Annotated in this window: 12 protein-coding genes; 5 read left to right on the top strand and 7 right to left on the bottom strand. The window is 44.0% G+C overall.

The annotated features are described in order from the left end of the window. Both PN499_RS05930 and PN499_RS05925 read left to right on the top strand, forming a co-directional pair. A partial coding sequence (locus PN499_RS05930; protein ID WP_272030769.1) for an RNA-guided endonuclease InsQ/TnpB family protein occupies positions 1 to 1,082 on the top strand: 1,082 nt, incomplete at its 5' end. A gap of 26 nt (positions 1,083 to 1,108) precedes the next feature. Continuing rightward, entirely contained in the window at positions 1,109 to 1,261 is a 153-nt protein-coding gene (locus PN499_RS05925) for a hypothetical protein (RefSeq protein WP_272030768.1), read from the top strand. Between the two features lie 49 nt (positions 1,262 to 1,310). Here PN499_RS05925 and PN499_RS05920 read toward each other — a convergent pair whose 3' ends face one another. Then, positions 1,311 to 1,706, bottom strand: a complete 396-nt coding sequence (locus tag PN499_RS05920) for a response regulator (RefSeq protein WP_272030767.1) — start codon at positions 1,704 to 1,706, stop codon at positions 1,311 to 1,313. Between the two features lie 87 nt (positions 1,707 to 1,793). Here PN499_RS05920 and PN499_RS05915 point away from each other — a divergent pair, with 87 nt between their 5' ends. Continuing rightward, on the top strand, positions 1,794 to 2,333 hold the full coding sequence (locus PN499_RS05915) for a cyclic nucleotide-binding domain-containing protein (RefSeq protein WP_272030766.1): 540 nt from the start codon (positions 1,794 to 1,796) through the stop codon (positions 2,331 to 2,333). 256 nt (positions 2,334 to 2,589) lie between these two features. Here the strand turns inward: PN499_RS05915 and PN499_RS05910 are convergent, their stop codons facing one another. Continuing rightward, complete coding sequence (locus PN499_RS05910; protein ID WP_272030765.1) at positions 2,590 to 3,189, bottom strand: methyltransferase domain-containing protein; 600 nt, start codon at positions 3,187 to 3,189, stop codon at positions 2,590 to 2,592. Positions 3,190 to 3,408: 219 nt separating this feature from the next. On the opposite strand from PN499_RS05910, the gene PN499_RS05905 reads away from it, so the two are divergent. Continuing rightward, positions 3,409 to 5,922 (top strand): CBS domain-containing protein, encoded by a 2,514-nt coding sequence (locus PN499_RS05905; RefSeq protein ID WP_272030764.1) that lies wholly within the window; start codon positions 3,409 to 3,411, stop codon positions 5,920 to 5,922. Between the two features lie 309 nt (positions 5,923 to 6,231). On the opposite strand, the gene PN499_RS05900 is transcribed toward PN499_RS05905, so the two are convergent. From PN499_RS05900 to PN499_RS05880, 5 genes are all read right to left on the bottom strand, one after another. Then, positions 6,232 to 7,662 (bottom strand): MFS transporter, encoded by a 1,431-nt coding sequence (locus PN499_RS05900; protein WP_272030763.1) that lies wholly within the window; start codon positions 7,660 to 7,662, stop codon positions 6,232 to 6,234. A 160-nt stretch (positions 7,663 to 7,822) separates the two neighbouring features. Further along, positions 7,823 to 8,383, bottom strand: a complete 561-nt coding sequence (locus PN499_RS05895) for a hypothetical protein (RefSeq protein WP_272030762.1) — start codon at positions 8,381 to 8,383, stop codon at positions 7,823 to 7,825. A 41-nt stretch (positions 8,384 to 8,424) separates the two neighbouring features. Further along, positions 8,425 to 8,655 (bottom strand): hypothetical protein, encoded by a 231-nt coding sequence (locus PN499_RS05890; RefSeq protein WP_272030761.1) that lies wholly within the window; start codon positions 8,653 to 8,655, stop codon positions 8,425 to 8,427. 6 nt (positions 8,656 to 8,661) lie between these two features. Next, positions 8,662 to 9,339, bottom strand: coding sequence for an ATP-dependent metallopeptidase FtsH/Yme1/Tma family protein (locus PN499_RS05885; protein ID WP_272030760.1), 678 nt, complete (start codon positions 9,337 to 9,339; stop codon positions 8,662 to 8,664). 371 nt (positions 9,340 to 9,710) lie between these two features. Continuing rightward, positions 9,711 to 10,961: a type IV pilus twitching motility protein PilT gene (locus PN499_RS05880; RefSeq protein WP_272030759.1), complete on the bottom strand. Its 1,251-nt coding sequence runs from the start codon at positions 10,959 to 10,961 to the stop codon at positions 9,711 to 9,713. 135 nt (positions 10,962 to 11,096) lie between these two features. Here PN499_RS05880 and PN499_RS05875 point away from each other — a divergent pair, with 135 nt between their 5' ends. After that, complete coding sequence (locus PN499_RS05875) at positions 11,097 to 12,272, top strand: DUF58 domain-containing protein (RefSeq protein WP_272030758.1); 1,176 nt, start codon at positions 11,097 to 11,099, stop codon at positions 12,270 to 12,272. The last annotated feature ends 36 nt before the right edge of the window (positions 12,273 to 12,308 follow it).

Here is a 12,308-nt window from a genome sequence, read left to right as displayed (position 1 = left end):
GAATTGATGGCTGGCATCAGCAATTTCTTATGGGCAACTATTGCGATTTAAAATCACAAGTTGAAATTACCCCTTTAAGCTGTGGTTTAGTCAAGGGAACGCAATTGGCTAATCCTTGGAAGGATGGCGGCGGCAAAGCCAAGAAAGATGGAGACAAGGATAAGTCGCCTAAGCGCACAGCATCTTTAATGCAAGATGCGAATCTGCAAGAGTTGAAAGATGCAAGACCTTGGTATCAAAGCATTGATATCGGAGTTTTGCAGTCAATTCCCGCCAGAGTCAATGAATCATTTAATAAGTTTTTCAAGGGGGCGGGATTCCCTAAGTTCAAGCGCCGTCACGATTTTAAATCATTTAACTACAAACCAGGGAGAGTAAAGATTAAAGGCAATAAAATCTATTTACCGAAGATTGGATGGATGCGGTTTTATAACTCGCGTGCGATTCGTGATGGGTTTGAAATTAAAACAGTTACGGTGAGGCAAAAAGCTGATGGCTGGTATGTTTCGATTAGAACTGAGAATAAAAATATTTCGGATTTCCCGGTAATTCCAGATAGTGAAATCAAAACTATCACTGGTTGCGATCTGGGGTTGGGCAAGTTAGTTTATCTATCCGACGGCAGTGCCATTGACAACCCGCGTTTTGCCACCAATAAAAAGACTAAGCGTTTAATGCGAATTAGGCAAAAGCGCGTTAGTCGTAAACAAAAGGGAAGAAAAAATCGTAGCAAAGCTCAACTTAGAGTGAGCAAGCTGCACAACAAAATTCAGCAGCAACGAGAATCTTATCAATGGAATGTAGCTAATCGGATCGTCAAAAGAGCTGACGCAGTTGCGGTTGAAGATTTGCAGATCCAAAACATGATGAAACGGTGCAAACCTGTGAAATCTGAATCTGGTAGATTTCTTCCCAACGGTCAATCGGCTAAACGTGGTTTAAATCGTTCTATTGCTGATGCCAGTTGGTATGCGTTAACTCAAAAACTTAGTTATTTGGCTGTGAAGTCAGGCAAGAAATTGTATCGAGTTAACCCAAAGTATACCAGTCAAACTTGCAGTAAGTGCAAGCATACGGACTGAATATTGTCAAAATAATTAAATCGAAAATGGTACGGCGGGACTCGTCGAAACCAGTACAGTTGAATCTCTTTGAGGTTGAATTGTGCGAACGCTCGTCAGTTAACACGCTGCCTTTAAAAGGCAAACGGCGTGTGGGCGAGAACCCACAGGGCAAGCAATTGTCTCTCTGGGATATTTAGGGCGAAATCTCTAAAGAATCCCATCCCCTTCAGGGGTGGGAGTGTCAATTTATTCTTGGGGTAACTTGGCTTTGATCTGATCTACAAAATTTTGATAATCGACTACGGGTTTGGCAATGAAGCCATCTGCACCGCTCTGAGCCAGAAGTTGCTCGCGATCGCTCTCGCCTAGAGCTGTCACCAAAATTACAGGCAACTTAGCTGTTTGCTCGTTTGCTTTCAGCAATCTAGTGATCTCAACACCGTTAACCGGCTTGCCTTGATAATAACTGTTGGCTAGACAAATATCCATCAGGATAATATCAGCTTCTCCAGAAGAGGCCATGTGTAAAACCTCTTCCACATCTTCCGTATGCTTGGCAAGCATTGCCCCCCGCTTCGTTATAATCTTCTCAAAAACTCGCCAATTAATCGGATTGTCTTCCACAATCAGAACGGTTTTCATAAGCAATTCCTTAAAAAATGCCGTTACATTACCAAGCTATCAAAATATAAGGTATAAAAAGACAACACGCATCCCCCCTCCTACATTATGAGCAAAGTTTTAGTCATCTTAGGCGAATTAAGCGATCGCGACATAGATTGGATGCTCGCTAACGGCACGCGCAAGCAAATTCCAGCAGGCACAGTGCTGATCTGTGAAGGCAAACCCATAGATGCGCTCTATATCGTTCTCGACGGCAGCCTGAGTGTTTCAGTCGCAGCTTTAGGCAACAGAGAAATAGGCAAAATTAGCTCTGGAGAGGTTTTAGGTGAAATGTCTTTCGTAGATGGCCGCCTCCCCTCTGCCAGTGTCAAAGCTATTGGAGAATGCCTAATATTATCAATTTCTAGACAGAAATTAACCGAAAAACTAGAACAAGACGTACTTTTTTCTCTACGGTTCTATCGAGCGATCACAAAATTTCTTTCCACTAGACTGCGGGGCACAGTCAACCGTTTCAGTCAAGATCCCGACTACCTCCTGTTTCAGGATAGTCCAATAGATGAACCAAATCAACCCGTTTTAGAAGACAACAACTTAGCTAAATCTAGATATGACTGGTTAATGCAACGCCTAAGCGATACTTAGCTAATTAGAAATTAAAAATAAAAAAAGGAGGTAGAGGTAATTAAAAATTAAAAATTAAAAATTAAAAATAGAGAGGAAGATCGGAAAGTCATAATCTTCTGAGGGGATAATAATTCGTTTAAGTAGGAGGAGATATTGAAACGTAAAATTTAGATGCTTGAAAAGCTACTCCCTCGGTCTTCTTCGTTAACCTTCTGAGCTTCTAGATAACTAAATTTTGTCTTCAAGCTTCAGGCTTCTGCGCTCTGCGTTCTACTTAGAGTCGGCGAAAACGACCGAAATGTTCCTCTCCTTGACGCGCTGGTACGGAATTAGTTACAGGTGCCAGAGAAAGAATTTGAAACTTCGCCTCAAAATACTCACAAATTTCGGCTGGTGTAACTCCAAAGGGAGGGCCACCGAGACGGGAGTGGGTGAAAAATAGACCAATTAGTTCTCCACCGGGACGCAAAAGCGAATGTACTAATTCCACGTAAAACCTGCGTTTTTCAACAGGAATAGCGCAAAAACAGGTATGTTCCACGATATAGTCAAAACTAGAGGGAAATTCCGCTGCCAACTCAAAGATATCCCTCTGCAAAAATTGGGCACTACTACCCCTTTCTCGAGCTAGACAGGTTGCATCTACGATCGCAGAGGCAGCAAAATCAAAACCAATAACCTCAAAACCGCGATCGGCAAACAGCACGGCATCGTAACCACGACCGCAGCCCAAAACGGCCGTGCGGCCTGGTTGTGGAGCTGAGGGAGAATTTAACAAACTAGCGAAATAGGGAGCAGCTTGAGCCAAATCCCAAGGAGTCGTTCCTTCGTGATAGCGCTGTTCCCAGAAGTTAGGATCGTTATTAGACAGCATAAAACCTTCCCTTTTGCTTCAATAAATTTAACTTTGATAGGACTTACGCACTTGAAGTCTGAAAGCTCGATCCCTCAAAGCCCTCCTTAAAAAAGAGGGAAAGTTCAAAGCCCCCTTTTTTAGCGAGTTGGCGGATCTGTTGTGCGTAAGTCTTGTCTAAAACAGTCGCGAAAGCGATCGCCCTCCAATGGATGCCCTGCGCTCTAGCTGTGATTTACTATGCAGTTTCACCAACCGCCCCTTTACTCATCGGCCCTTGAACAAGCGATTGACCGTCACCCCCTGATCGCGGCACCCGAAACTTCTTTGGAAGAAGCGATCGCCCTGATCGGTCAAGTACAAAGTAAGTGCAGCCTACCCAAAGTCAACTCCTCCTCAAACATCACAGCAATTGGCGAAACTCCCCTGTGGCAAGGAGTGCGCGCTCGCTGCGTCCTAGTAGTGAAAAATGCCTCTGAGCTTCAGGGAGCAACATCCTCCGACAGCCATCAAGGTTCGCAGCTACTAGGTATATTAACTGAAGGCGATATTGTCCGATTGATTGCCACAGGCAAGATTAACAGCAGCACCGGAGTCCCTCTACACAAAATTCCCATTGCCGAAGTCATGTCGCCAGCTTCTATTACCCTCACCGAATCCGCTGACCAAGATGTGTTCACTGCCTTATCCCTATTTCGCCAGCACCGGATTCGCTACTTACCTATTGTAGACAGCGAAACTCGCTTAGTTGGCGTACTCACCAAGGAAATGATTCGTCAAGTGCTGCAACCCTCCAATATTCTGAAATTACGACGGGTGACAGAATTGATGACTATGCCCATCTCTGCACCCCAAGAAGCTTCACTGTTGAGTATAGCCCAACTAATGTCAGATCATCAGGCTAGTTGCCTTGTCATTACCCAAAGTAAAGAATTAAAAATGGAGAAGCCCAAGGATAATCGCACCTCCATTTGTTATTATTCCTTTCAAAAACCGCGCGGAATTATCACCGAATACGATCTCGTGCAGGCTCAATTTTTAGAACTAGATTTTGAGAATTTACCAGCTTCTACGGTGATGAGAAGTTCTCCATCTAGTTTAAAACCTTCTGATTCCTTATGGGTGGCTCACAAAGAAATGCAGCAGCAACAAGCGCAGCGATTAGTTGTCTGCGGCAGCCGAGGAGAACTCTTGGGTTTGATCACCCAAACTAGCTTGCTACAAGTGCTCGATCCGACAGAAATGTATCGTGCTGTCAAGCAATTGCAGCAGTCAGTATATCAACTACAAGCTGAAAAACTAGAACTCCTACAAAGCCGTAACGCCAAACTAGAAGAAGAAGTGCGAGAACGGACAGCAAAACTACATTCTCAACTGCAACGCGATCGGCTTTTAACTAAGATTGCTTTGCGAATTCATCAATCTCTAAATCTCGACGAAATTATCAACGCCACAGTTGCAGAAGTTCGTCTAGTGCTGCAAGCCGATCGCGGGACGATCATCCGCTTAGAACCTGGAGATATTGGCGTGGTCGTAGCAGAATCAGTCGCCTCTAATTGGCCTTCCATGTTAGGAGATCTCGTTCCCGAAAGTATTTGGAAAGAATGCAATAAGGCATTTGAGCAAGAAAAATATGCGATTTCTGATATTGATAAAGCTAATCTCTCTCCAGAGCAATTTGCACGTTTTAGACAAGCCGAAATTAAAGCACTGATTGTTGTCCCCATATTGCAAGATGGTAACTTGTGGGGAATGATGTGCGTCCACCAGTGTGCAGAGTCACGTCAGTGGGAGCCTTCGGAAGTCGATTTACTCTTACAATTAGCAACTCAAGTAGCGATCGCAATTCAGCAAGCACAACTCTACCAGCAAGTGCAAAATCTGAATACCGATCTCGAACGCCAAGTCCAAGAACGCACGGCAGAATTGCAACAAAAAGTCCAAGAACTTCAGCAACTAAATATCCTTAAAGATGACTTTCTCAGTACAGTTTCCCACGAACTGCGAACGCCTTTAGCAAATATGAAAATGGCGATTCATATGTTAAAAATTTCTCCAACTCCAGAGCGGCGACAAATTTATTTAGGGATTCTAGAAGCGGAATGCACTAGAGAAACAGATTTAATTAATGCTCTGTTGGATTTGCAACGTTTGGAAGCAGCAGCTTATCCTATTGCTTTGGAATCAGTTAATTTACAAACTTGGCTGCCTGCTATAATTGAACCATTTAGAGCTAGAGCCCAGAATCGCCAGCAAATATTGCAAGTTGAGTGCGATCGTAAGTTACCTACCATCACTTCAAACCGTGCTAGTCTGGCTCGGATTTTAGCAGAATTGCTCAATAATGCTTGCAAATATACGCCTAACGGTGGTGAAGTTACTCTGAGAGTTAACTGCAAACGAGAGAATGGAAATGAGACAGCAAAAATGGGGAATAAAGGAAGGGAAAAGCACAAGAATAGAACAGTGGAAACCAATTTTTCACCCACCCCTAGTTCTCATTCTTCAATTGGCAGTTCCCAAATTTATTTCACTGTTGGCAATCAATCAGAAATTCCTACGGAGGAGTTACCTCACATCTTTGAAAAGTTTTATCGGGTTCCCAATGCCGATCCTTGGAAGCAAGGGGGAACGGGTTTAGGTTTAGCTTTAGTGCAGAAACTTGTGGAACAATTAGGCGGAAAAATTCAGGTAGCTAGTGGTGGTGGCTGGACAACTTTTACTGTGCAGTTATCTGATTTGCAGGAAGGGTAATTGCTAATTGCTAATTGCTAATTGCTAATTGCTAATTGGTAATTGCTGATTGGTAATTGCTGATTTAGTGGCAGTTAACAAAGAACAAAGAACAACTAATATAGTCCGGCAAATTTACGATCTGTCATTGTTCGCTGTGCGAAGCAATCGCAGAGACTAGGCGATTGCTTCGGGCTTGCTTCGTACCCTCAGATTGCTTCGCACAGCGAACAACTGCGCTGCGCTTGACGCGCTGCGCTTGGCTCGCAATGACAAGTATTTAACCGGACTTGATATAACAACTAACAACTAACAACTAACAATTAACAACTAATCATGTTCAGCCTGTCGCTCTTTAAGCTTCAATAATATTTCTGCATGAACTTCTTTCGTAATCGGATAGAAATAAGCTAGAACTAAACCACCAATTAAGGCAATAGTTGGCAAGGGGCCAATGGATACGCGAATAGCAAAAAGTGCAGAAGCAGGTTGCACTGGTGCTGGTTGTCCCGGAACAGTCGCTATAAATCCTGCTACTTCTAAAGCTTGTCCTACTAACCACAAACCCAACGCTAATCCAATTTTTTGCAACAACACCATAAACGAATAAAAAACACCTTCTCGTCGCTCCCCAGTTTGCAGTTCGTCGAGTTCAATCACATCTGGTATCATCGACCAAGGTACTAAATAGGCCGTAGAAACTCCAACGCCAGCCATAATTGCGAGTACATACATTTGCCAAATTTGTCCAGGTTGCAAGAAAAAGAGTCCAGCTTGTGCGATAATCCACAAACTCATTCCCATAAAGTAAACGGCTTTTTTACCATATCGCCGACTGACTTCACTCCACACAAATAACATGGCTAAAGCAGTACCTTGAACTGCGATCGCAGCTTGGGTAAAAACGTGGTCTGGCATTTGCATCCAATTAACCACAAAGTAAGGCAGAATAGAAGCGGTCAACTGCACTGCTAGCCAGGAACATAGATAAATGCCAATTACATACAAAAACGGCCGATTGCTGAATGCAATTCGCAACTGTTCTGCTAGTGGCAATGAGGCGGAACGATCTGCTTCTTCTTGGCTTTCCTGCTGAGATGCAACATGATTGCGGGTTCCTAAAACACACCAGAATATTGGCAATACTGAGATAAGCGTACAGACTCCCCCCAAAATTAAGTATTGTTTAATCGGATCGTTTTTAACTGTTGCGAAGATGACTTGTGCTAAGATTAATGAGAGAATGCTACCGCCAATAGAGAAGGCAAATCGGAAACTATTAAGGCTAGTGCGTTCGTTATAGTCTTTGGTTAGTTCTGGGGTAAGAGCCGTGTAGGGGAGGTTAACGGCCGTGTAAGCGGTGTTAAAAAGGATGGCGATAATCACATAGTACCAGAACAGAACTGTATGATTTGTGCTGGGAACAATCCACTGTAAGAAGAAGAATATTCCAAAGGGAATTGCACCGAATATCATCCAAGGATAGCGGCGACCCCAAGGATGATTTGTGCGATCGCTTAATACGCCTACAATTGGGTCATTAACGGCATCCCAAACCTTGCCAATTAGGAGAATGTTGCTTGCCAACCCCGCAGGCAAACCAGCAACATTTGTGAAGAAAAACAGCAGGAAAAATACTAGGATGTTCGCAGTGATGGCGGGGCCGAGATCGCCAGCACCATAAGCTAATTTGGTAGCAAAACTGAGTTTTTTAGGTTCTAGATTGCTGATGGGACGGAGAGGAAAGTGGGTATTGCTCATAAAATTTGGCAAGGATTTGTTAAGCAGGTGGAGCCTGCGTACTTAGGAGTATAGCTTGCGATTGCCCTGATAGTAATTTTCTTATTCTAGTTGCGATTATTCTGAAATTCATAAGGAGCAGGCTTTCAAACTACTAACAATACTCATCAAAAAAATCTTATTACCTCAATAATTTAGCTTTGGACATAACTGCACCCATGCACCATAAAATAGCATTTTCTATCATTGACCTTTGAATCTCATTTTGAGTAAAGAAACTAGCGAACTCTTGCTCAAAAGTAAGATGGTCGGCAAAGGAGTAAAGGACTTGCTTGTAATCATTTGGCAGAGGCAGTAAGATAGCTTTAACCAAGTCAAATACTGTGTTTAAACAGTTTAAAATAGTGGCTGATTCGTCAATATCTTTATACCTTATCAGGTGCAGCGTTTCTGCTATATCGCAGACCAAAGCAACTTCTGCGGGTGGCATCCCTAACTGACTGGTATCAATTTCGCACAGCTTAAGAGCGCTAAGAGCTAGGTCTGGCCGACTGAAAAACACTATGTAACCGTCAGCTACTAATGGCCGCTCTTGTTCCCCATATATAAATAGTGTATATATTTCTGGGTCTTCTTTATCAGGATCTATTCGGAAACCAAACAGATACAATGTTTCTGGGTTCTCGATCGAGTTCTCTGTGGACTCCGGTAACGCTATTGTAGAAACATTTTGTTCAGACATTGTTTTTTTATTCCTCATTAAATATTAGTGTTTATCATTGGCTAACTTGATTCAAAATGACGATTGCCATATTTTTTTAGCTTATTAAACTCCGTTCCTGGCCCCTCCGAATAATTTCCCGTTCCGTATTTTTCATCAAGTAGGCGTTTAGCAAACTCTGCACCAGACTCGTCGGCGCGTGGAGCTTCACCTTTTGCCCAACTTGGTATATCCGTTGCCCCTGCTTTACCTCTAGCATCTGCTCCCTTTTTTGGTTTCTTAAAGCTATCCATCTATGTTTACAAGTTTTGCTGTATCACCCGATAACATTCAGCAACAGGTTCTCGCTTTTTCATAGCCTCAACTAGAGCTTCATAAGCTGGTTTATGATTTTCTATAAGATTGCGAGCTTGCAATAATGCCCGATTTTCTTTTTGCTTAAATTCCGATGCAGGACGGCGTAATTGTGATAAAATTAGTCTAATTTTATCGCGATCTTCCGCTCCTCCCTCTGCATTGCCATAAACTAAATTTTCAGCAGCAATTCCCGCCATCCAAACGGTACAGTATCGATCTAAAAGTTGAACGGAAAATGCACCTTTTTGCATTTGTGCAGCTAATTCTTGGTCTTCAAATCTAACCCCACCTTGTGCTGTTTGACCTTGTTTAAAAGCTTCCCAAGCGTTAAGTGCGTAGCCGCTAACGGGAATTTCCAATAAATAGGCGACTAAGAAATGTCCGGCTTCGTGGCGGAGAATACGCTCGCGCCTATCGTCAGAACTTCCCGCCAACACATCTGATAAAATAGCACTGCCTTGACCTTGCCATTGGAAAGTATCGAATGCAGCTAACCCTAACAGACAAAAAGTAGCGATCGCAGGTACTGCTTGTGGCAAATTTAGCGCCGGGCCTAACAAAGTGGAAATTGTCACCGCGAAAATAGCGATCGCGATCGCATTCAGAGAAGTTTGTCTCATTTTACAACTGTCGGCTCACAAGTTACAGGTAAATTTGGTACAATTCTACCTTGTCTATTTTACCAGCAATAGGCAAAGGGTTCTCATACAAAATCGGCGTTGAAAACTATATAAGTCCTGGCGATTAGAAATCGCTACTACAAAAACAAAGTCCGCCGACGCGGACTATAAGATCAAACGGGTAATAAACCGAATTTGGTATCATACCAAATCAGGCTTAAATACCCCCTTTATTCTTTAGTCCGCGCAGGCGGACTTTGTTTTTGTAGTAGCGATTTCAATCGCCAAACGATCGAGGAGATATCAAACCCGGATTTGAGATCTTATGCGAGAACCCCAAATCAAAACAGTTAACAGTTAACCGTTAACAATTACCTGTAAGACGGAGCCTTGTCTCTACCTTTAAACTCGCGAGCCGAATTTGCATCATAACCTCCCGTCCGCAAACGCCGATCTAAATCGCTTGCTTCCGGCGAAGCTTTTTCTGCTTCCTCAATTGTAATTCTCCCTTCAAGCACCAACGCATAGAGAACCTGATTGATAATTTGCATCCCTTCGTAAGTGTCAGTTTCCATCAATCTAAATGCGTTTTCGTCGTCACCTTTCATCAGATAATCGTGCATAGCAGGCGTATTCACTAAAATGTCGTGAACTGCCACCCGACGATTATCCACAGTCGGAAGCAATAGTTGAGCAACTACCGCCACTAACGAGTCACAAACCTGAATTCGCATCGCCTCCTGTTCATCAGGTGGGTAAAGGTTTAACAACCGATTCACAGAATTGATAGCGCTGCGAGTGTGGAGAGTACCTAACACTAAGTGTCCAGTTTGAGCTGCTTGCAAAGCTGTATTAATGGTGACGCGATCGCGCATTTCCCCGATCAAGATTACATCGGGATCTTCGCGCAAAACTGCCCGCAATGCCTGTTCAAACTCATGAGTATGTAAACCCACTTCCCGCTGACTAACTAAGCACTTTTTAGAAGGGTGAATGTATTCAATTGGGTCTTCAATTGTAACTACGTGCTTCGATTCTGTCGCATTCAAGTGGTCAATCATCGCCGCCAATGTCGTAGATTTACCCGAACCCGTCGGGCCTGTAATTAAGATTAATCCTTGCTTGCGACAGATAATATTTTTCAGAACTGGCGGCAACCCCAACTCATCAATTGAAGGAATATTCAAATTGATCAGACGCAATACTATAGCACCACCACTTAAAGAATCAAAACAATTTACCCGACACCTCACCAAACCGGGGTAAAAAATTGCCGTATCTAACTCTTTCGTTTCTACAAATTGCCTGCGTTGGGAGGGTGTAAGAATTTCTGCCAAATAATGTTCAAAAATTTCTGGTGTGGTCATCACCTGATTTCCAGGTATTACCATCTCACCGCGAATCCGAAATCGGGGAACTTGGCCAACTCGAATGTGAATGTCAGAAGCTTTGCTACTATGAGCAGCTTTCACCATTTGCTCAATAGAAGTATCGGGCACATCTTCGTGGTGACGAGCAGCCTGTACCCCAGATGGCATCGGGGGTGGTGGGGGTGGGGGCAGGTGTGCCCTGCGGCCATGAGCTTCAGCTCGAACGGGCGTAGCATTATTTAATTGGTTCATTTCTTTGTCTCCTGCGGTAAAACAGTATTAATTGCTAAAAACTGGCTAATTACTAACGGCTAATTAATGGCTAACGATTCAGAAGAATTTACAATTAACTATTAGCAATCCCCAATTAGCAATTAGCACTTAGAAATGAATACTCCTGTTATCAGAACCGGTCATCAAATCACCTACTGGCTAGAAACTCACTGGGTTGCCCCTGCCTACGCGGGTTGGCTGCTAGGCTCGCTAGCCTTATTCTTTTTTGGAGCTGCATCAAATACGATGGCTGGATGGCTATATGTCATCAGCGGCGTGATTTTGGCAATGCTGGGGATGGCTGCTGTATTGCCTGTGCGATCGCTTAAACCCCTGCAAGTTCGCCGCCGACCAATTGAGCCAGTCAGTGTTGGCGATCGACTAACGATCGAATTAGAAATCGAAAATCCCGCCGACCAACCCAAAACCCTGTTGCAAGTCCTAGACATTCTACCTTTTGTACTCGGACAACCCACACCCCATGCCATTGAAGTCATACCTTCTCAGGGTATTTACTTAGACACATACTATCATCCTACACAGCAACGGGGAGTCTATCGGTGGAATGAAGTAGAACTGAGAACAGCAGCGCCTTTGGGGTTATTTTGGTGTCGCCGCAGCCGGAGTGCTAAGGCTATGGCAATTGTATATCCTACAGTTTTGCCCTTGACCACCTGTCCTTTGGTGGATCGAATGGGTCAACAAGAGAGTCCGCAATTTTACGAGAGTAAGCGATCGCAAATGGCTACAGAGGGTATTACCCGCACACTGAGACCTTACCGACATGGAGACCCTACCCGTTTGATCCACTGGCGAACCAGTGCGCGTTACGGAGAGTTCAGAGTGCGGGAGTTAGAAATCTCTACAGGTAGCCAGGAAATTACGATCTGCCTAGACAGCGCTGCTACTTGGCAACATTCAGATTTTGAACAAGCAGTCATTGCGGCTGCATCCCTGTATTTCTATGCTAGCAAGCGCCAGCTTAACGTCAAGCTCTGGACGGCGGGGACGGGGGAAGTTAGTAGCAGTAGAGGGGTGTTGGAAGCTCTGGCGGCTGTGAATGCGGGTGAAGATGTGGCTTTTGATTTGCCAAGGGTTCCTTTAATCTGGCTGAGTCAAAATCCAGGGAGTTTGAGCACTCTTCCCCCTGGTAGCCGATGGCTGCTATGGTCGCCAGAAGAGGTGTTGAAAGGGGGAAAAATCCTCGGAAAGTACGATTTTCCGGGTTTGGAGATTCGCCGGGATGAGCCTTTGGAACTTCAACTCCAGAGGGTTCTGCATCGGGTTTAAGGTGAGATCTAGCAACCGCTTTCGTCGGTTAGGGGG

Source organism: Kamptonema animale CS-326 (assembly GCF_028330895.1).
GTDB lineage: Bacteria > Cyanobacteriota > Cyanobacteriia > Cyanobacteriales > Microcoleaceae > Kamptonema > Kamptonema formosum.
The sequence above is the reverse complement of the archived record's forward strand: the minus strand, read 5'-3'. Positions and strand labels throughout refer to the sequence as shown.

What these genes read in the sequence shown, in the direction of transcription:
- PN499_RS05885 (WP_272030760.1), bottom strand. Translation starts at nt 9,339, where the DNA reads ATGAGACAAACTTCTCTGAATGCGATCGCGATCGCTATTTTCGCGGTG.
- PN499_RS05920 (WP_272030767.1), bottom strand. Translation starts at nt 1,706, where the DNA reads ATGAAAACCGTTCTGATTGTGGAAGACAATCCGATTAATTGGCGAGTT.
- PN499_RS05895 (WP_272030762.1), bottom strand. Translation starts at nt 8,383, where the DNA reads ATGTCTGAACAAAATGTTTCTACAATAGCGTTACCGGAGTCCACAGAG.
- PN499_RS05915 (WP_272030766.1), top strand. Translation starts at nt 1,794, where the DNA reads ATGAGCAAAGTTTTAGTCATCTTAGGCGAATTAAGCGATCGCGACATA.
- PN499_RS05925 (WP_272030768.1), top strand. Translation starts at nt 1,109, where the DNA reads ATGGTACGGCGGGACTCGTCGAAACCAGTACAGTTGAATCTCTTTGAG.
- PN499_RS05875 (WP_272030758.1), top strand. Translation starts at nt 11,097, where the DNA reads ATGAATACTCCTGTTATCAGAACCGGTCATCAAATCACCTACTGGCTA.
- PN499_RS05880 (WP_272030759.1), bottom strand. Translation starts at nt 10,961, where the DNA reads ATGAACCAATTAAATAATGCTACGCCCGTTCGAGCTGAAGCTCATGGC.
- PN499_RS05905 (WP_272030764.1), top strand. Translation starts at nt 3,409, where the DNA reads ATGCAGTTTCACCAACCGCCCCTTTACTCATCGGCCCTTGAACAAGCG.
- PN499_RS05910 (WP_272030765.1), bottom strand. Translation starts at nt 3,189, where the DNA reads ATGCTGTCTAATAACGATCCTAACTTCTGGGAACAGCGCTATCACGAA.
- PN499_RS05890 (WP_272030761.1), bottom strand. Translation starts at nt 8,655, where the DNA reads ATGGATAGCTTTAAGAAACCAAAAAAGGGAGCAGATGCTAGAGGTAAA.
- PN499_RS05900 (WP_272030763.1), bottom strand. Translation starts at nt 7,662, where the DNA reads ATGAGCAATACCCACTTTCCTCTCCGTCCCATCAGCAATCTAGAACCT.